Genomic DNA, 19,093 nt, shown 5'->3' with positions numbered 1-19,093 from the left:
CCAGCCGGGGCATGGATGCCCCGCAAGGCCCTATTTTTACCAATAGACAGGGCACAGGGATGTGCCATCGGGCCGGGGTCGATCAGCCGTTGTCGGGGAATACCGGAGAAACGAGCCCAGTCGGGCAAAAGCAGGGGGAGGCCCGCCCGGCCGGGGGACAAGATCCCCCAAGAGGGCAAGCAGCCTCGCCAATTAACAAGCCACGTAGCGAATTAACAAGCCGCGTAACCATCCAGCCAGAGAACAACAAACAATAAATGAGTAATAAACGGAGCAGTGCCGGTTTACTGGTACTTGCGAAACACCAGCATACGGTTGTTAGCAGGCATGGCGACGTCTTTTAGAAGACGCAGTTTTTCACGACGGGCTGCCAGAACCATTTGTTCAAAGTCCTTGAGACCAGCGTTCGGATGAAACTCCTGACGCACCCAGGCATCCAGCGCACGGTTGCCGTCACTGGTGAACTCACCATTGTAATTGTACGGACCATAAAACAGCGCCAGACCACCCAGACGCAACACCCGGCCAACGCCGTATAACATGGCGCGCACATGCGGCCAGTCGAGGCAATGCACCAGATTGGCGGCAAACACGGCATCGACCTGTTTGACCGGCCACAAGTCCTGCCCCACATCGAGCACCAGCGGTGGCAGGAAGTTATCTCGATGACTCTGCAGGCGACGGGCGTTCAAGACGCCCATACGATTGGCAACTTCAGAAGCTTGCCAGGTCAGGTGTGGCAGCTGTTCGGTAATAAATTCCGCATGTTGGCCGGTGCCACTGGCGAGTTCCAGCACCACGGCACGTCCCGGCAGCTCTGTGGCCAGCACGTCAACAATCGGCTGGCGATTGCGCAGGCAAGCTTCCGATACTGGCAATTCAGCAGCATTCACTATCTGAAACTCGGGAAGGGAATCAGCCCGGTTTGTTGCCATATCCTCTGCGCACCTTTGGAAGTTGATCGGGATTACCCGAATGGGCGCCGAGAGTATGTCACAGGGGGGGTAAAGGCCCAATACTCCTCCCGGCAAAAATCACGGGACACTGAATCTACGGGATACGTCATTTCAAATGCAGGTAAATGTGCAGGTAAATTGCCGCAAGCCGCCGGTGAACGTAGAATCAGGCGCGTTTATTCAAGTCATCAAGCGGAAATCGGCTCCCACTATGCGCGCTACCGAATTTTTACTCGCAACTGAAAAAGAAACTCCTGCAGATGCCGTGGTGGTCAGCCACCAGCTGATGCTGCGTGCGGGCATGATCCGCAAGCTGGCAGCAGGCCTGTACACCTGGCTGCCGCTGGGTCTGCGTACCCTGCGCAAGATTGAGACCATCGTTCGTGAAGAAATGAACCGTGCCGGTGCCCAGGAAGTTCTGATGCCTGCCGTTCAGCCTGCTGAGCTGTGGGAAGAAACCGGCCGCTGGTTCCAGTACGGTGGCGAGCTGCTGCGTATCAAGGACCGTCACGAGCGTAACTTCTGTATTGGCCCAACCCACGAAGAAGTGATCACCGATCTGGCTCGTAACAACATCAGCAGCTACCGTCAGCTGCCGCTGAACCTGTACCAGATCCAGACCAAATTCCGTGACGAAACCCGTCCACGTTTTGGTGTGATGCGTGCTCGTGAATTCATTATGAAGGACGCCTACTCCTTCCACATTAATGAAGAGAGCCTGCAAGAAACCTACGACAAGATGCATCAGGCCTACTGCAACGTGTTCAACCGTCTGGGTCTGAACTTCCGTCCGGTACTGGCTGACACCGGTTCCATCGGTGGTGCCAAGTCGCACGAATTCCACGTTCTGGCCGATTCCGGTGAAGACGATATTGCCTTCTCGACCGAAAGCGATTACGCCGCCAACGTTGAACTGGCCGAAGCTCTGGCGCCAGCCGGTGAACGTGCCGCGCCAACGATGGAACTGTCGGTGGTTGATACGCCAAACGCCCACACCATTGCGGACCTGGTTGAAAACCACGGTGTTGCCATCGAAAAAACCATCAAAACTCTGGTGGTACGTGGCGCTCCGGACGAAAAAGGCCAATACGGCCTGGTGGCTCTGCTGGTTCGTGGTGACCACGAGCTGAACGAAATCAAGGCCGAGAAAATCCCTGGCGTTGGTTCACCACTGCAATTCGCCAGCGAAGATGAAATGCGTCCGGTGATCGGCGCAGGCGCGGGCTCCATCGGCCCGGTTGGTCTGAACATGCGTATCATCGCGGACCGCGCGGTAATGCTGTGCAGCGACTTCGTGGGTGGTGCCAACGTTGATGGCAAACACCACTTCGGTATCAACTGGGGCCGTGACCTGCCAGAACCAGAAGTAGCCGACCTGCGTAACGTGGTTGCTGGCGACCCAAGCCCATGTGGCAAAGGCACCATCGAAATCAAACGCGGTATCGAAGTGGGCCACATCTTCCAGCTGGGTACCAAGTACTCCGCCGCCATGAAAGCCACCGTACTGGATGAAAACGGCAAAGACCGCACCATGGTTATGGGCTGTTACGGTATCGGTGTCAGCCGTGTGGTTGCCGCTGCAATTGAACAGAACCACGATGAAAACGGCATTATCTGGCCGGATTCCATTGCACCGTTCCACGTAGGGATTGTGCCAATGAACCTGCAAAAGTCTGAAGCAGTACAACAGGCCACGGAAAAACTGTACGCCGAACTGGTAGCGGCGGGCATCGAAGTATTTGTCGACGACCGCGACAAGAAAACCAGCAACGGTGTGAAGTTTGCAGACCTGGAACTGATGGGGATTCCACACCGCCTGGTGATTTCTGATCGTGGTCTGGAAGTCGGTCAAATGGAATACAAGGCTCGTCGTGGCGGTGATGTGCAGAACATCAACGTGGCTGACGTGGTTGAATTCCTGAAGGGCGCCATTCAGTGCTGAAACGTCTGCTGCTGATCCTTCTGCTGCCCCTGTCACTGCAGGTGTGGGGGCAACAGGACGACGCCGGTCAGGCGGTTACGCCTGAACTGCGCGCGGCATTAATGGATGCCGTCGGCAGCGCTGATTCGTTTGCAGATCGTTTTGAAGCTGAAGTCTGGCTGCTGGACATGTCCGGCCGCCTGCAACGGCGGATGGACGACGAGCAGGAGCGGTTGGAATTCCTGCGCCTGGTGCATCAGGAAGCCACCCGCGCCAATCTGCCGCCAGAACTGGTTCTGGCGGTGATTCAGGTTGAAAGCAATTTCGACCGTTTTGCCGTGTCCCGGGTCGGTGCCCAGGGATTCATGCAGATCATGCCGTTCTGGGTTCGCGAAATTGGCCGCCCGGAAGACAACCTCATTCGCACCCGCACCAACCTGCGTTACGGCTGCACCATTCTTCGTCACTACATGGACATCGAACACGGCAACTGGATACGCGCCCTAGCCCGCTACAACGGCAGCCTCGGCCGTACCGTTTACCCAAACAAAGTGCTCGACGCCATGCAACGCACCTGGTTCAACCACGACTGAATAGTCACATCAGCAACGCGTTTTTCAGCAACGACCGTGGCATTCACTGTTCGTTTGTTTCATTTTCTCGAACAGTTTGCGCTGTTTTTTGCCATTTTTCCGAACCCGTTTCTGGGTAACAATTTCTCCATCCAATGCCTACTACGCAGCACCTGCAAGGTTTGCTGCCCACCATGGAGAGTTGAAATGAGCAAGATTCTGGTTCTGTACTATTCCTCTTACGGCCATATCGAAACCATGTCCAAAACCATCGCTGAAGGCGCTGCGTCAGTTGAAGGTACTGAAGTATTCATCAAGCGTGTTCCTGAGCTGATGCCGGAAGACGTGGCTCGTGGTGCCGGTGTAAAACTGGATCAGGAAGCTGATATCGCCCGTCCGGATGAGCTGGCTCTGTACGATGCCATCATTTTTGGTACCCCGACCCGTTTCGGCAACATGGCCAGCCAGATGCGCAACTTCCTCGACCAGACTGGTGGTCTGTGGGTGAAAGGCGCTCTGCAAGGTAAAGTTGGCTCCGTATTCACCAGCACTGGTACCGGTGCTGGTAACGAAACCACCATCACTTCCTTCCACAACACCCTGTTCCACCACGGTATGGTTGTGGTTGGCGTGCCTTACGGTATCCCGGAAATGTTCGACGTATCTGAACCACGTGGTGGTTCTCCATACGGTGCCGGCACTCTGGCCGGTGGTGATGGCAGCCGTCAGCCTTCCGACAAGGAACTGGCGATCGCCCGTTACCAGGGCAAACACGTTGCCGAAATTACCAAAAAGCTGATTGCAGGCTAAGCTTGTTATAGCGACAGACAAAACCTGTAACAATTGCGGGATAGTCTGTAAGCCGATACCCGGTTTGTACCGGGTATCAACAAACCGCGAGTCCCGATAAATGCAGATCGGGAAGACGGGAGAGAAGCTCTGGATTCCAGCTTCTCGATCAGATCCCCTGCCCGTTCAGCCTGGCTGAACTTCGCAGGGGGCCTACTACTGCCAACGACAGCTTTCCTCAGGACTTATCGTCCGCTTAATCATCCGATACTTCGATCACTGGCATACTGTCGGCGGCTTTACCACCACGCGCCAGTTCAACAGCCATCCGGCGCGCAGCGTGACGGTACATCATCGCCACTTCAGAACTGTCATCCGCTGCCACCACAGGCGTACCAGCATCGGACTGCTCACGAATGTATTTCGCCAGCGGCAGTGACCCCAGAACCCGGGTCTGATAAGCCTTGGCCAGACGTTCACCACCATCTTCACCAAAGATGTGTTCGGCATGACCACAGCTGGAGCAGATGTGCATGCTCATGTTTTCGATAATCCCCAGCACCGGAATGCCCACTTTACGGAACATCTCTACGCCTTTTTTGGCGTCCGCCAGGGCGATGTCCTGTGGAGTGGTGACAATAACAGAACCGGATACCGGGAATTTTTGACTCAGGGTCAGCTGGATATCACCAGTGCCTGGCGGCATATCGATCAGCAGGTAATCCAGTTCACCCCAGGCGGTCTGGCTCATGATCTGCATCAGCGCCCCAGCGACCATCGGGCCACGCCACACCATAGGAGTGTCTTCGGTGACCAGATAGGCCATCGACATACTTTTCACACCATGCGCTTCGATTGGCACAAACCACTTGTTATCAATGGTCTGAGGACGGGTCCCATCGGCCACGCCCAGCATGATGCCCTGACTCGGGCCATAAATATCGGCATCCAGCAGGCCCACGCGGGCACCATCACGCGCCAGCGCCAGCGCCAGGTTCACGGTAGTCGTGGACTTGCCCACGCCGCCTTTGCCGGAGGCCACCGCAATCACGTTTTTAACACCAGCCAGTGCTTCGCCACCTTCGTGACTTTTGTGCGGAGCAACTTCCCACTGGATATTCACGATGGCAGCACTGCAACCATCCAGATTCTCAACAGCGGTTTGCAGCAATTGGGCAACGCCGTTTTTCAGATATTCCGATGGGTAATCCAGCTGGATATCAACAGCCACAGAAGTGCCATTGATGCGGATGTCACGCACGGCCTGCGCCGTCACCAGATCGGTTTCCAGATAAGGATCGGTATAACCGGCCAGCGCGCGCTCGACCAGGCTGCGGGTAAGTTGGGTCACTCTGACCTCCCGTGTTCATACAAGTGTTAGTGGCGGATTTTACGCCGCTTGCCGCCCAGGCGGCCAGCCTGCCACAATCGCGGTTTGCACTGTTCCATCCCGGGGAAACTGCCTGTGATATCCTTCTCTGCCCGTTTACGTCAGTGGGCACGCTCATTAAAGCAACAAATCCTGATGCTGTATTGTGCCCTGCGCGACCCCGGCATGCCGGTGTTCACCCGCTGGCTGGCGATTGTGGTGGTAGCGTATGCGCTCAGTCCGATTGACCTGATTCCGGATGTTATCCCGGTGCTGGGCTATCTCGATGACGTCATCCTGCTACCGGTGGGGATCTGGCTGGTGATCCGCATGACACCACCAGAGGTGATCGAACGCGCCCGACAACAGGCCACCCTGATCAGCAGCAAGCCGGTGAACAAACGTGCTGCGGTGGTGATTGTGATTCTCTGGATCATAACCGCCCTGCTACTGGCCAAGGTTTTATGGCCATATCTGGCCACTTCCGGCTGAATCACAGCAGCCTTCCCGATTATAAGAAACAGGAATCAGACCGCTTGAATAACGCAATTTTCTGGATGGCTGGTTCCATCAGTTTTTTCTGCCTGATGGCCACCGGTGCGCGCGAGTTAAGCCACGAGTTACCCATCATGCTGTCGCTGTTTTTCCGCAGCCTGATCGGTGTGATAGTGGTCGGCACCTTGCTGCTGGCAACCGGTCAGCGTCAGCAGTTTTTCACCAAACGCCCAACGGCCCACGCCGTGCGTAACCTCTTTCACCTGGCGGGTCAGTACGGCTGGTTTATGGGGATTGGCCTGTTACCACTGGCACAGGTAATTGCACTGGAGTTTACCGTGCCGATCTGGACCACCGTGATTGCCGCACTCACCCTCGGCGAACGTATCACCACCCGCAAACTGATTGCTGTGCTAATGGGTATCTGTGGAGTCTGGGTAATTGTGCAACCGGACGCTGGCAGTTTCGACAGCGCCTCCCTGATTGTGCTGGCAGCCGCGGTGGGGTATGCCATTTCCCATATTGGCACCAAAACGCTTTCTGCCACCGACAGCTCCGTCACCATTGTGTTTTACATGTGCCTGATCCAGATGCCTCTGGCATTCCTGCTGGCGCTCCCCAACTGGCAGTGGCCTGTTGGCGCACAATGGTTCTGGCTTGGTGTGATTGGTGTGTCAGCCTTGCTGGCCCATTACTGCCTGACCAACGCCATGCGTGGCAGCGATGTTGCCCGCATCATGACCATGGATTACCTGCGCTTGCCTGCGATGGCCCTGGTCGGTGTGCTGTTCTACTCAGAACAGCTGGCCTGGACTCTGCTGGCTGGTGGCGTGCTGATGGTGATTGGAAATCTTGTAAACAATCCACAAGTTCGATTTTCTACCATCCTGTCAAAAGAATAATTTGACAAACCCAGCATGCAGACGGCTCTCTACAAATTATCTGACTTCCGATATTCTCTTTACCAATTGTAAACGCACTGTAAACGCATGGCAGAGACAGGGATTCATGACTTCTCCAAAACGCACAAGGGTAGCTATTGGCCATCGCTTGTTCACCAGCAGCACCTGCCAATTGTTTATAGTACTGGCCACGCTGCTGCACTGCAGTCTGACTCAGGCGGCCTTCGTAGCCATTCCCAACGTCAGCGCAACCAAGGATTTGAGCTGTCTGAATCAACGCACCGGTTCGGGCTTTAACTGTACTGCAAAAGAGTTTACGGTTAATACCGCGTTCAGCGCAGCAGCAGGGACGCCCCCGTTCTGCATGGCAGGACAGGAATTCGAGTTTATCGTGGACGTAGAATTGTCAGGCAGTAATGCCAATCGCTACGATATCGGTTTTTTCGTCGGTCAAACCGGCAATGATCCGGCCAATAGCAGCGCTGGCCAGCTCTGTTCCGTGGCAACCTTCCCTACGTCACCATCGCCTTGGGCAGCGCTCAATAGCAACGCATGTGGTGACTATCTCAGCGCCGGCGAAACTATTAACACGATCGACAAAATCAAGGTTGTTTGTGCAACAGACACAACGACCAACACCCTGCAAATTCCATACGTACTGACCTATGTACAAAATGCCGGTGGAATCTGTAACGGCCCGTCAGATGTAAAAACTGATACCGGATCCAAATGCAAAAGTGGCTCAGCATCCGTAAGTGGTGTAAAAGCCGTGCAGGTTGGTGTTTGGATGGACGTCACCAAAGCGACCATTCCATCATCAAGTAACCAAAGCTTCACCTACACAGCATCTGCACCTAGCGGCTACAAAGTAATTGCACTAACAGGCGCGACCAGCCTGACCACGACCGGCACTTCGGGGGGGACTTATACCCCCGCAAGCATTGAACTGGCCACCAACACAACCACGTTCTCACTAAAGAACGGCGAAACGGCTCGTGTGTTCATGACAGTGGCGAGTGACGGCTCCGCCCAGCCACTGACCGTCACCGAAACCGCTCAATCTGGCTGGGATCCAACGGCCACCATCAGCTGCACCGGCCCCGCCACCAGCAATAACAATACCCGAATGATGACAGCATCGCTGAGTGCTGCAGCCCCATCAGCGGCCTGTACGATTACCAACACCAAACGTCCTACCATCACCATGAAGAAAATATCGATTGGGGATGTGGGCAGCTTTACTTTTACCGGCACCAATACCTGGGCTAGTCAGACATTAACTACTACAGCATCCAATACCGAGGTTACTGGCAGCACCCAGGTCCTGCCACAGTATGTTGAAACCACTATTGCCGAAACCAATATCAGCGGCTTCCGACTGGATGACTTATCCTGCATCGTTGCAGGTAGCCCAGTTGCCTACGGAAGCACCAGTTATGATTTTCAGTCGAGTTATCAAGCCGTTACGTTTGACAGCAACGTGATGTCACCAGGGGCAGACATTATCTGTACATCGACCAGTGTTCGTCGCCGTACCTTACAGGTTATCAAGGTGTTAAATCCAACGATTGATGCAGGCAAATTTGTACTTGCCATGCAATACGATCATGTCGGCATCAACACCGGAAATACCCAGACTGTTTCCTCCGAGATTGGCGGCCATAATACCAACGTATCAGCCACAGTGGACGTAACCGGCAATATGGTTGTGTCGGAAGCTGTAGGTGATACCAGCACCAATATGGCCAACTATTCGCCGAGTATCAGTTGTAATACCAGCCCGGTGACCAGCAGTACCGGCAGCACGTCACTGGCGTTTGTAATGCCGAATCTGGATGTGTTGTGCACATTTACCAACATCCGCAAGTCGGCCAGCCTGGTGCTGAAGAAACAATGGCAGGTAGGCATTCCTGGCGACACAGCAACCATAAGCTCCAGCGGTTTTATCAATAACGGCACCTCCGGTGCGGTGGTAGCCGACAGCACGGGTAATAACCTTGGTAGCGGTACAGCTTTTACCGTGTATTCCGGTGAGTCTGGCACGATTGCCGAAACCTTTAATGTGGGGACCGCCAACAACTACAACAGCAGCATTGCCTGTACCGGCACCAATGGTTTGTCGGGCGCTATTCTCACCGTACAACCCATTGATACTGCCATTCAGTGCATCATCACCAACGCTCGCAAGTCCGCCAACCTGACCGTACGCAAGCAGTGGATCAATTCCGATCCGGGCACTCAGGTCAACGTACAGAGCAACGGTATGATCAATACTGCCTACAGCGGCAGCTCGTCATCCGGTGGCAATACCCTGACCACCGGCACCTCGGTAAAAGCCTATGTCACGGAGCAGGCTACCTTCTCGGAAACCTATACGATTGGTTCAGCCAGCAACTTCGTCAGCTCAGTTACCTGTAGCGGCACCAGTGGATTTGACAGTGCCACTGGCACCCTGACCGTAAATGTCGCCGATACCGACATTATCTGTACCTACAGCAACCAGGCGAAAAAACCGATTATCACCGTGACCAAAAACACGGCCGTGGTGAGAGACCCGTTAAACGGCACCAACACCCCGAAAAACATTCCGGGTGCGGTAGTCGCTTATAACATTGAGGTGGTCAACAGCGGCCCAGGTGCCGTTGATGCCAACACACTGGTGATTTCGGATGTGATTCCGAACAACGTCAAACTGTTCGTGGGGGATGCAGGCAGTGGCGCACCGGTCAGCTTCACCGATGGCGCCATCAGCAGCGGGCTGGGCTGGGTTTACTCAGGACTGTCGAATGGAACCGATAGCGTCGACTTCTCAAACGATGGTGGTATCAGCTGGAACTACGTTCCGACCCCGGATGCTGACGGTTATGACAACAACGTCAGCCACATCCGCTTCAAACCAACCGGCGCCATGAACGCCTCCTCCGGTACCAACTACCCATCCTTCAAGGTGCGGTTCCTGGTGGGTGTGAAGTAATTCCGATGATTGCTCCGGGGTCTGCTTCTTATAGCGGGCCCCAGAGCAGCTTCAGAGCTACCAGCAAGGTCACCACTTCGTAAATACGTTTGATCGTTGCATTACCGGCCTTGATAGACGTATTGGCACCAAGATAACCACCAATTGCCGATCCCAGTAACAAGGCCGGAATCCAGCTCCACTGCACATCGGCCACGGCTCCCATCGTCACGGCACCACTACCGTTCCAACCCAGACCAACGGCTACCAGGGTGTGAGCGACGGCCAGTTTGTATTCCAGACCAAACCAGTACACCAGCCACAGGGTCACAAACAGGCCGCTGCCTGCCGACAAGGCACCGTTGATAAAGCCGATCAGCAGCAACACCAGCCCGCCAATAATCATCCCCTGCAGGTTGTGGTTACGCTCGTTGGCTACCACACCCAGTGACGGTTTGAACACCGAATACAGGCTCAACATCAGCATCAGAATACCTAACGCCTGCTCAGCCATCCGATCATCAATGTTCAGGACAAACAGCGCGCCTGCTACCACACCGGGAATACCACTACCAGCAATCAGCGCCAACAGCCACAATCGCAAATGTCCTTCACGCAGATGGCGGCCGGTGGCACCAACACCCAGCGCCACCGTGGCAATCTTGTGGGTGGCCAATGCCAGCGGGAACGGTAAACCCATAAAAATCAGCATTGGCAGCTGAATCAAACCCGCTCCGCCCCCCGCCAATGCCGAAAACCAGTTGGCAGCGATGGCAAGGCCAAGGAGAATAATGTGTTCGCTATACTGCATTCTGCGTCCCGAGACTGTTTAATCCACCCGAATCACCGCGAAGGATGATTATGAAATTTGCGCTCTACTACTACGATGCCTGCCCTTTTTGCCAGCGAGTGCTGCGTGTCCTCCCTGACCTCAAGGTGGAAGTCGAAAAACGCAACGTTCTGACCAATGCCGGATACCGTCAGCAGCAGTACGCCGCGACCGGTCGCACCACCGTTCCGGTACTGCGACTGGAAGACGAATCCGGCAAGGAAAGCTGGATGTTCGAGTCAGCCGATATTATTCGTTTCCTGCAGGCGCAGTAATTCCGGCAAAACTGGCCAGTACCGCCGGGTCGGCCAGCATGCGTTTGACCGTATCAACCACGGCCTGGGTCTGCGGATCCACTTCCAGATTGATACGGTCCCCCACCACCGCGGTACCAAAGGTGGTGACGTCGCGGGTTTCCGGAATCAGATGTACCGCAAAACGGTCATCCTTCACTTCCGCAATGGTCAGGCTACAACCGTTCAACGCCACATACCCCTTGTCGAGCAGATATGGAGCCATGTCTGACGGACGTTCGAACCACAACACCAGATTATTGGCAGACTCAATACGCTCCAATACCGTCACCTGCCCCATAATGTGGCCAGACAACAGATGACCACCAATCTCGTCACCCATTTTGGCCGCTCGTTCGATATTCACTTCAGAACCCGCTTGCAGCGCACCAAGGTTGGTCAGGCGCAAGGTCTGGCCAATAGCATCAAAGGTTACCTTGCCAGCATCAATCGTGCGCACGGTCAGGCAAGTACCGTTCAGGGCTACCGATGCTCCAATCTGCAGACCGGTCTGCAAGGCGGGCGGGAAATTGAGGGTAAACGAGGCAAAATCTTCTTTACGATCCACCGCTGCAATCGGCAAACGGGTCTGAACAATACCGGTGAACATATCGAACTCCTGATAGATATTGCCCGGTAATCGCTGTCAGATAGGTCGGATTACCGGCGGGTAGCCAGCATTATGCACTATACTGACTATATAGTCCGAGGCGGGGAGGCCACCGCATGACAACCGAAAAGACAGGCCTGATTCTCTCGGGTGGTGGTGCTCGTGCGGCATATCAGGTAGGCGTACTGAAGGCCGTTCATCATCTGCTGCCACGAGGACACGTCAATCCGTTTCAAGTAATATCCGGCACCTCTGCTGGTGCTATCAACGGCATTGCACTGGCCAGTTACGCCGAAGACTACCGACGCGGCATTCGCCATCTGGAACGGATCTGGAGCCACTTTTCGTGCGACCAGGTCTATCGCACCGACCTTGCCGGCATGTCCGGCTCATTATTACGCTTCAGCCGAGCACTGCTGATTGGTCGCCAATTCCGCCAGGATCCGGTTTCTCTTCTGGATAATCGCCCGCTGGCTGAACTTCTGCACGAAGTGATTCATTTTGCCGCCATTCAGAAAGCCATCGACAATAAAGCCCTGCATGCGGTAGCCGTCAGTTGTTCCGGACTTGAAAGCGGTGAATCCGTGAGCTTTTTTGAAGGACATCCGGATATTCCCGATTGGGATCGACGCAGACGCCTCGGTCGCCGCAGCCGCCTGACGCTTGAACACCTGATGGCATCCTCCGCCATTCCCATGGTGTTCCCGGCCGTTTTTCTGGGTGACCAGTATTATGCCGATGGTGCCGTACGCCAGCTCGCCCCCATTAGTCCGGCCCTGCATATGGGCGCCCATAAAATCATGGTAATCGGAGTCGGTGCTACGGCCATCAACAAACCCGACCCTTGCCGCGTAGACAAAACCTACCCCTCGGCAGCCAAGCTGATGGGCCATATGCTGAATGCCGCATTTCTCGACAGCATGGAGTCCGATGTTGAACGCCTGTTGCGCATCAACCGCACCCTGCGCAACATTCCCCTGGCCGTGCGCCAGCACACCGGTATGGAGTTAAAACCTATCCGCCTGCTGGAAATCAGCCCCAGCCGATCCCTTGATTCCGTCGCTGGTGAACATGCCGACGAAATGCCGAGAGCACTCAAATACGTATTACGCGGCAGCGGCAACATCAGCACCCAGGGCTCCGGACTTTTAAGTTACCTTTTGTTTTCGGAGGGTTACTGCCGACAGCTGATTCAGCTAGGCTTTGATGACGCCATGGCAAAAGCTGCCGACATCAGGGACTTTTTCAGAGAGTTTTTTAATGACAGCCAACTCAGCTAGACCCTACGCCTATCAACGCATCGTGGTTCTGACAGGGGCCGGTATTTCCGCCGAGTCCGGCGTAAACACCTTCCGCGATAACGGTGGTCTGTGGGAAAACCATCGGATTGAAGATGTCGCCACCCCGGAAGCCTTTGAACGGAACCCAGAGCTGGTACAACGTTTTTACAACCTGCGCCGGGCACAACTGACGGAAGTCAAACCTAACGCCGCCCACCTGGCACTGGCTAACTTTGAGCAGGAATACGATGGCGAATTCCTGCTGGTCACCCAGAACGTGGATGACCTGCACGACCGCGCTGGCAGTCAAAAACTGCTGCATATGCACGGCGAGTTAAAAAAAGTCCGTTGTGTGCGTACACATCGGGTCTATGACTGGAGCGACGACATCACCGACAACACCTTGTGTGAATGCTGCCAGCAGCCTAACCTGCGTCCGCACATCGTCTGGTTTGGCGAAATGCCGCTGTTTATGGATGAAATCTACCGCGCCTTGCAGAGCTGCGATCTGTTTATCAGCGTTGGCACCTCCGGCCACGTTTATCCGGCGGCGGGATTTGTGGAACTGGCCACCCAGGCCGGAGCCGACACGATCGAAATCAACCTCGAACCGTCGCAGGTCAAGGATGCCTTCCAGGAGCACATTTATGGCAAGGCCGGTCTGATGTTACCCATGTATCTGACAAAGCTGCTGCAAGCCTGCCAGGCCAGCAAGGACGCCTGAGCGCACTTGCAGACCAACGGCCATCAGACAACGGCCCGCCCTTCACACTGCGGGCAGTAGATGTGACCGGTACGCAGGTGGTACAACACCCGTGTACCTGGCTCCAGCACGGCCTGACAACTATCACACAAGGCACCACAGGACAGCACTTCGTACCCCAGGCCACTTACCGGCTGCACCACCCCACCAATACGACGGCCACGCGGTTCATCCTTGACGATGTCCTGGCGGTAATACTCCTCGTACTCCAGCCACATCGGAATCATGTCTTCCGGCACCCCGTGCAAGCGCATACAGTCGACCAGCAAGCCAAGACGGTGATCGTAAACTTCGTTGGATATCACCATCCAATGATGGGAGTTCCGGGGACGATCACCAAAAAAGCAGGGCTCACCACTGAACAGGCGCTTGTAGAAACTGAACACCTTTTCTTTCGAGCGCTGTTTGTTGGAGTTATGGAAATACGGCGACATGATCGGGTCTTCAAATACCCGATCATAAAAAGTATCAAGAATTCGCCCGAGACGATTATCTTCCTCCAGCATGGCCCACAACTCTGGATGCGTGGCCGGATACGGACGTTCATCATCCGCCAGCTCGGCCTCCTGAGAACCTTCCTGCGCCGCTTCGGCCACCAGCAAGGAATTGGGATGATTCTGAAAGGTAAAAGCGTCGGCTAATACACGGCGACCATCAACACCATTCGCCAACATCCAGCTGCGCGCAGCCTGTACCGCACCGTCACTGCCACACAGGACATACAGACGCTGTCCATCGTCACCTGCCACCAGACCGGAACAGATATCCGCCAATAACTGAGGATCACGGGCCGAACCAGCGACACTGGCGTAATCCAGCATCGGTTTGCTGTCTGCCAGCGCCGTCAGAGCAGCGTCCATATACAAACCTCTGGCCTGACTGGCCATATGCCGCACGCGCACCAGACGAGGTTCGTCCGCTCCCATACGCTCAACCGTATCAAGGGTCAGGCCATACACAGACGACATTCCCACACCAAAGGCCAGCAGGCCAATTTCAGCAACACCAGACGGCACCAGCACCTGGCCCTGCGGTTTGGAAATACGGATTTCATCCCCCACCGCCAGCTCGTCCACCAGCCAGCTGCTGACCAGACCACCTTCAACCTTGCGGATATGGCACTCCAGATACCAGGTCATCATCGGTGTACTGGCCAACGAATAAGGGCGGCAGATGCCGGATGGATGCCAGATATCAATAAACTGGCCTGGCTGATATTCGGGATTAAACGACGCTTCGATGGCGATACGCACAATATCGTCGGCCAGAAACTCTTTTTCAGCTACCATACCTGTGTAGGTCAGATCCGCATTCACCGGTTGCTGCATTTCAAGGAAATCACGCACGGTGGTTTTGCAGGGCAAAAAATAGCCTTTTTCCACCAGTTCCGGTGCCAGGCGACCATGTTCAAGCTCTTCACCATCGGCTTTGGTCGACTTCATCATACAGGCGTTGCACACCCCGTTACGGCAGCTGTTGCGCAGCTCCAGCCCCTGACGCAACAACCCCAGCAGCAGGTTTTCCCCTTCACGAATGTGCCAAGTCTGTCCCTGGTAACGGATTTCAGGCATATCCAGCTCCTGTTGCTCGGCACCTGGCCGTTTGAAGTGCTCGTTAAAAATGGCGGCATGGTAAAAAAGTCAGCCACAAAACCATACAGGCTGAATCAAGAATCCGCACGTTACCCGTGGAATTGACCAAAGGGTTACACCGGATTGTGAAAATCAGGCATAAAAAAGCCCGGCAGAAACCGGGCCTGGCGCGACCAGTCCACTGTTTCCTCAGTAGGACTGACCACGATAAAAACGCTTGGGGCTTTTGTTGTCAGGCTCGGACACGTCGTTGCGCTTCACCTTCTCCCGATATTCAACACCCCGATAGGTGCGGACGACTTCTTCGGCGTCCCCTTCCGGAAGGCTGGTGCCAACCGGTGTTAACAGTCGATAGGCAACTCCACGATACAACTCAACGCGTGCCTCATAACCGTCAGGAACCACTTCCATCTGCAAGCGCAAAAATTCGCGCCGGGCCGATAACGACAGCAATTCCAGAAACGCTACCGCGGCGTCAAACAGTTCCTGAACACCACTGGCAAGAGACTCCAACACCATGTGGTAAGCCACCTCGGTGTCTTTTCTCCATTTAAGACTCTTGCCTGTTACCACTTCATACTTCAATGCCAATGCCAGCAACGCCTGCTGAGCCTGGCCATCCATTACCATCGTGCCCATTCAGATTCTCATATATTCAATGAAGGAATCCGGCCTGGTACTTTGTAGAAACACTCCCCTCTGCCCTACCTGATCACATACCTGACCAGACATGCAGTCCGGAAACCGAAGATCACTCCCATACTCCCCAGTACAGGACTACCATGATCAACACCCGTTTTATGGGCATTCCGAACAGGCGCTATTGTGAAAATTTCGAGACAGGCTTCAACGAAAAAACGTCAAATACGAACCAAACGGTATCAATTCCTGACGAGCGGCAGCACCAGTCAGGAATTGATCTCTATTGATAGCAAGATCACCTAGCAAGCTCGCAACACTCTGTGATTAATCATTAAAATCAACAACTTAGTCAATGATTGTCATTTTACCAGATTGCACTACAATGTGTCTTTTCAGGCCAGCAATTCAAAACAACCCGCCGAAAAAACAACACCGTTTATTAAAACCTCAACACGGTGAATACCCGGATAATGCTGCCGGGTTGTCATCGATGCCAACGACAAACGCTTTTGCAGCAGACAGGTCTGGCCTGCCGCCAGGGTGATATTTTTCAGTTTGAATACCTTGGCTGACGTAGAACCATTGGCCTTGACGTAATGCACCTGAAAATCCACAACCGCTTTCTGCTCATCAGCCGTCGGGTTCTGCAGTTCGAATCCAAGCACAATAGACTCTCCCATAACCGCCTGCTGATTATCAAAAGTGCTCGTCACCAACCGGATCGGACTGCCATTTTCGAAACCCAATACAGCCAGTGCACCGGCATCGCCACGTTTGACGGCACTTCGCAACGCATGGCGGATAATCCATTCCCGCTCCGGACTCGCGCCCTCCGACCAGCGCCGAGCCACATCCACCAGCAACTGCGGATGATCCTTGCCAATATCATTGAGGTTATTGGCAACCGAACGCCGGACATACAATGCCGGGTCATCTTTTAACAATTCCAGCAACTCCAGCACCAGCGCTGGATCTTTCTGGAACTCCGGCAACCGCCCGGCCCATGGCAAGCGAGTACGGGTTCCTTCCGATACCAGGCGTCGCACATGCTCATTCTCATCCGTCGCCCAAACCCGCAACTGCTCCAGCGTTTGCTGGGTGTGCCGCTGGATAAATGGCCGGATACTGAATTCTGCCGTAAACAGGCAGGTCAGATGATTCAACGCTTGCAAGGACACCTGCAGGTGTTCCAAACCGAACTGACTGACAAAACTGGTATGAGGCAAATAGAAGAACCCACCCAGAGCAAAACCATCCACTGGCAGCGGCTCGGCAGTTGATGCCAATAGAATCGCTACCGCCTCGGGATAGTCCGCTGGCAAACAGCCAGCCAGACAACGCCCCAGATGACGACCACGGTCCAGCAACTCCAGTTCGAGGTAACCGGTTTCGGCCTGCGCTATAAACGCGGCCGAATCAAATGCCGGGTAAACCAGGGCAATCTGACGCGCCAGTTCTCTGGGGACCTCAAGGCCATAACGTTCTTTTAATGGCGCAGCCACCGGGTCACCCCCCTCAGAAATCGTCGTACGGACGACCGTTAACCAGACGTAACAGGCTACGGGTCAAACGCCACGCCGCCCACACCCAAACCACCAGCAACACCAGCCATCCCACAAACACCATGGCCAGAACAGTGCCCACCAGCGTCCAGACCGAACCCCAGACAAACACCTTCAGCAAATTACGGTAATGACCGTCAAACCGGGTGCCACGGGCATCACCTCTGGCAATCCAGGCCCAGATTCCGCCCACCAACCAGAAAATACCGGTGAACAAACCGGTAATCATCAGCACACAGGCAATCAGCGCCTGGGTACGTGCATCGTTTTCTTGTGGCGAGAGATGATTCATCTCTGACATCCAGACCTCCTGTTAACCGCCCCAAAGCGGCATTAACTCATTCATCAGACCAGTAACGCCGACACCAGCGCCGATCAGCCATAATACCGAACCCTTGCGCATGATCAGCCACCAGCCACCCAGCAGTAACAGCGGCACATCCAGCCAATGACTGACTGCGGCCGGCAGCACCGGGTTGATCAGTGCCGCCAGCAATATGCCCACCACGATGGCATTGGCACCCGCCACCGCCGCCACTGCACCGGGTCGTGTTTGTAACCAGTGCCAGACCGGCAGAGCGGCGATCAGCAATAAAAATCCGGGTAAAAACAGAGCCAGCAACGCCAGTACGGCACCGAAGACAGGGCCGTTATCAGTCGTTAAAGCTCCCAGCCAGCTGGCAAAGGTGAACAAGGGCCCCGGCATGGCCTGCGCCAGACCATAACCGGTCAGGAACTGTTCGGCACTGACCAGACCCGGGGTTACCAATCCTTGCTCCAGTAACGGCAACACCACATGGCCACCACCGAATACCAGCGCTCCGGCCCGATAGAAAATGTCGAGCAGGCTTGCGGTATCACTCACACCCGCCAACAGCGGCAACCCTGCCAGCAATAACAGAAATATCACACCACACAGCAGAGCCGTCCGGCGTCCATAACCAACCGCCAGCCGGGTTGTTGGCAATGCGGATACGCCCTGTAAACGCCAGTATCCAAACCCGGCACCGGCAATCACCAACAGCACCGATACCAGCGCCCCTTGCCAACACCACAACAAAAACGCGGCCAGTATTGCCAGACCTCGCCGCTGATTATCCGGGCATAACTTGCGCGACATTCCCCACACCGCATCGGCCACCACAATGGCTGCCACCAGCTTGAGTCCATGCACCACACCCGCCAGCAGGCTGTTGTCCACCTTGAACAACCAGATCGCCGCAACGGCCATCAACAGCGCCGACGGCAAAGTGAAACCGATAAATGCCGCAATACCACCCGCCCAGCCGGCACGTAATAACCCCAGGGCAAACCCCACCTGACTGCTCGCTGGGCCGGGTAAAAACTGGCACAAGGCCAACAGGGAAGAATATTGATGAGCATCGAGCCACTGGCGTTTATCCACCAGTTCACGCTGGAAATAGCCAAGATGGGCAACCGGCCCACCAAACGAGGTAAGACCCAGTTTCAGAAAAATCAGAAAAACGTCGACAACCCGGTGAAGCCCGACTGACGGCGAAGGCGGTGACATGTTCACTCCTGTAGAGCAGACCGGGCCAAGGCTG

Annotated in this window: 18 protein-coding genes; 9 read left to right on the top strand and 9 right to left on the bottom strand. The window is 55.0% G+C overall.

What is annotated here, in order from left to right; all coding sequences use genetic code 11:
* Positions 1-284: 284 nt before the first annotated feature.
* On the bottom strand, positions 285-935 hold the full coding sequence (locus tag OUO13_RS15165; protein ID WP_283174740.1) for a DUF938 domain-containing protein: 651 nt from the start codon (positions 933-935) through the stop codon (positions 285-287).
* Positions 936-1,167: 232 nt separating this feature from the next.
* On the opposite strand from OUO13_RS15165, the gene OUO13_RS15160 reads away from it, so the two are divergent.
* From OUO13_RS15160 to wrbA, 3 genes are all read left to right on the top strand, one after another.
* Positions 1,168-2,898, top strand: coding sequence for a proline--tRNA ligase (locus OUO13_RS15160; protein WP_283174739.1), 1,731 nt, complete (start codon positions 1,168-1,170; stop codon positions 2,896-2,898).
* The gene (locus OUO13_RS15155; protein ID WP_346429362.1) at positions 2,892-3,470 is read left to right on the top strand and encodes a lytic transglycosylase domain-containing protein; all 579 of its coding nucleotides are present in this window, start codon (positions 2,892-2,894) and stop codon (positions 3,468-3,470) included. The genes OUO13_RS15160 and OUO13_RS15155 overlap by 7 nt, the downstream gene beginning before the upstream one ends.
* A gap of 186 nt (positions 3,471-3,656) precedes the next feature.
* On the top strand, positions 3,657-4,259 hold the full coding sequence (wrbA, locus tag OUO13_RS15150) for an NAD(P)H:quinone oxidoreductase (protein WP_283174738.1): 603 nt from the start codon (positions 3,657-3,659) through the stop codon (positions 4,257-4,259).
* A 235-nt stretch (positions 4,260-4,494) separates the two neighbouring features.
* Here the strand turns inward: wrbA and apbC are convergent, their stop codons facing one another.
* Positions 4,495-5,589, bottom strand: coding sequence for an iron-sulfur cluster carrier protein ApbC (gene apbC, locus OUO13_RS15145; RefSeq protein WP_283174737.1), 1,095 nt, complete (start codon positions 5,587-5,589; stop codon positions 4,495-4,497).
* A 114-nt stretch (positions 5,590-5,703) separates the two neighbouring features.
* On the opposite strand from apbC, the gene OUO13_RS15140 reads away from it, so the two are divergent.
* The 3 genes from OUO13_RS15140 (at position 5,704) to OUO13_RS15130 (ending at position 9,978) form a co-directional block, all read left to right on the top strand.
* Positions 5,704-6,099 carry a YkvA family protein gene (locus OUO13_RS15140; protein ID WP_283174736.1) on the top strand — a complete coding sequence of 132 codons (396 nt, stop codon included), beginning with the start codon at positions 5,704-5,706 and terminating at the stop codon, positions 6,097-6,099.
* 44 nt (positions 6,100-6,143) lie between these two features.
* Positions 6,144-7,004: a DMT family transporter gene (locus OUO13_RS15135; protein ID WP_283174735.1), complete on the top strand. Its 861-nt coding sequence runs from the start codon at positions 6,144-6,146 to the stop codon at positions 7,002-7,004.
* A 106-nt stretch (positions 7,005-7,110) separates the two neighbouring features.
* Positions 7,111-9,978, top strand: a complete 2,868-nt coding sequence (locus OUO13_RS15130) for a prealbumin-like fold domain-containing protein (protein WP_283174734.1) — start codon at positions 7,111-7,113, stop codon at positions 9,976-9,978.
* 28 nt (positions 9,979-10,006) lie between these two features.
* Here OUO13_RS15130 and OUO13_RS15125 read toward each other — a convergent pair whose 3' ends face one another.
* Positions 10,007-10,768, bottom strand: coding sequence for a sulfite exporter TauE/SafE family protein (locus OUO13_RS15125; protein ID WP_283174733.1), 762 nt, complete (start codon positions 10,766-10,768; stop codon positions 10,007-10,009).
* A gap of 50 nt (positions 10,769-10,818) precedes the next feature.
* On the opposite strand from OUO13_RS15125, the gene OUO13_RS15120 reads away from it, so the two are divergent.
* Positions 10,819-11,061 carry a glutaredoxin family protein gene (locus tag OUO13_RS15120; RefSeq protein ID WP_283174732.1) on the top strand — a complete coding sequence of 81 codons (243 nt, stop codon included), beginning with the start codon at positions 10,819-10,821 and terminating at the stop codon, positions 11,059-11,061.
* Here the strand turns inward: OUO13_RS15120 and OUO13_RS15115 are convergent.
* Positions 11,036-11,689 (bottom strand): riboflavin synthase subunit alpha, encoded by a 654-nt coding sequence (locus OUO13_RS15115; protein WP_283174731.1) that lies wholly within the window; start codon positions 11,687-11,689, stop codon positions 11,036-11,038. The genes OUO13_RS15120 and OUO13_RS15115 overlap by 26 nt on opposite strands.
* A gap of 116 nt (positions 11,690-11,805) precedes the next feature.
* Between OUO13_RS15115 and OUO13_RS15110 the strand changes: the two genes are divergently transcribed.
* Positions 11,806-12,969, top strand: a complete 1,164-nt coding sequence (locus OUO13_RS15110; protein WP_283174730.1) for a patatin-like phospholipase family protein — start codon at positions 11,806-11,808, stop codon at positions 12,967-12,969.
* Entirely contained in the window at positions 12,950-13,693 is a 744-nt protein-coding gene (cobB, locus tag OUO13_RS15105; RefSeq protein ID WP_283174729.1) for a Sir2 family NAD+-dependent deacetylase, read from the top strand. Before OUO13_RS15110 ends, cobB begins: the two co-directional genes overlap by 20 nt.
* Positions 13,694-13,716: 23 nt before the next feature.
* Here the strand turns inward: cobB and OUO13_RS15100 are convergent, their stop codons facing one another.
* The 5 genes from OUO13_RS15100 to chrA all read right to left on the bottom strand — a co-directional run bounded on the left by OUO13_RS15100 (position 13,717) and on the right by chrA (position 19,059).
* Positions 13,717-15,303: an FAD-binding oxidoreductase gene (locus OUO13_RS15100; RefSeq protein ID WP_283174728.1), complete on the bottom strand. Its 1,587-nt coding sequence runs from the start codon at positions 15,301-15,303 to the stop codon at positions 13,717-13,719.
* Between the two features lie 210 nt (positions 15,304-15,513).
* On the bottom strand, positions 15,514-15,963 hold the full coding sequence (locus tag OUO13_RS15095; RefSeq protein WP_283174727.1) for a hypothetical protein: 450 nt from the start codon (positions 15,961-15,963) through the stop codon (positions 15,514-15,516).
* Between the two features lie 395 nt (positions 15,964-16,358).
* A complete protein-coding gene (locus OUO13_RS15090) occupies positions 16,359-17,468 on the bottom strand; it encodes a DNA alkylation repair protein (protein ID WP_283174726.1) in 1,110 nt (369 codons plus the stop codon).
* 13 nt (positions 17,469-17,481) lie between these two features.
* Complete coding sequence (locus OUO13_RS15085) at positions 17,482-17,829, bottom strand: DUF4870 family protein (RefSeq protein ID WP_283174725.1); 348 nt, start codon at positions 17,827-17,829, stop codon at positions 17,482-17,484.
* 12 nt (positions 17,830-17,841) lie between these two features.
* Complete coding sequence (chrA, locus tag OUO13_RS15080; protein ID WP_283174724.1) at positions 17,842-19,059, bottom strand: chromate efflux transporter; 1,218 nt, start codon at positions 19,057-19,059, stop codon at positions 17,842-17,844.
* Between the last annotated feature and the right edge of the window lie 34 nt (positions 19,060-19,093).

The organism is Parathalassolituus penaei, assembly GCF_026626885.1.
Classification (GTDB): domain Bacteria; phylum Pseudomonadota; class Gammaproteobacteria; order Pseudomonadales; family Oceanobacteraceae; genus Oceanobacter; species Oceanobacter penaei.
The sequence above is the reverse complement of the archived record's forward strand: the minus strand, read 5'-3'. Positions and strand labels throughout refer to the sequence as shown.

Bases quoted from the DNA above. Each gene is read 5' to 3' on its own strand.
- wrbA (WP_283174738.1), top strand. From the start codon at position 3,657: ATGAGCAAGATTCTGGTTCTGTACTATTCCTCTTACGGCCATATCGAA.
- OUO13_RS15110 (WP_283174730.1), top strand. From the start codon at position 11,806: ATGACAACCGAAAAGACAGGCCTGATTCTCTCGGGTGGTGGTGCTCGT.
- OUO13_RS15165 (WP_283174740.1), bottom strand. From the start codon at position 935: ATGGCAACAAACCGGGCTGATTCCCTTCCCGAGTTTCAGATAGTGAAT.
- OUO13_RS15160 (WP_283174739.1), top strand. From the start codon at position 1,168: ATGCGCGCTACCGAATTTTTACTCGCAACTGAAAAAGAAACTCCTGCA.
- OUO13_RS15115 (WP_283174731.1), bottom strand. From the start codon at position 11,689: ATGTTCACCGGTATTGTTCAGACCCGTTTGCCGATTGCAGCGGTGGAT.
- OUO13_RS15095 (WP_283174727.1), bottom strand. From the start codon at position 15,963: ATGGGCACGATGGTAATGGATGGCCAGGCTCAGCAGGCGTTGCTGGCA.
- OUO13_RS15130 (WP_283174734.1), top strand. From the start codon at position 7,111: ATGACTTCTCCAAAACGCACAAGGGTAGCTATTGGCCATCGCTTGTTC.
- cobB (WP_283174729.1), top strand. From the start codon at position 12,950: ATGACAGCCAACTCAGCTAGACCCTACGCCTATCAACGCATCGTGGTT.
- chrA (WP_283174724.1), bottom strand. From the start codon at position 19,059: ATGTCACCGCCTTCGCCGTCAGTCGGGCTTCACCGGGTTGTCGACGTT.
- OUO13_RS15085 (WP_283174725.1), bottom strand. From the start codon at position 17,829: ATGTCAGAGATGAATCATCTCTCGCCACAAGAAAACGATGCACGTACC.
- OUO13_RS15120 (WP_283174732.1), top strand. From the start codon at position 10,819: ATGAAATTTGCGCTCTACTACTACGATGCCTGCCCTTTTTGCCAGCGA.
- OUO13_RS15125 (WP_283174733.1), bottom strand. From the start codon at position 10,768: ATGCAGTATAGCGAACACATTATTCTCCTTGGCCTTGCCATCGCTGCC.
- OUO13_RS15100 (WP_283174728.1), bottom strand. From the start codon at position 15,303: ATGCCTGAAATCCGTTACCAGGGACAGACTTGGCACATTCGTGAAGGG.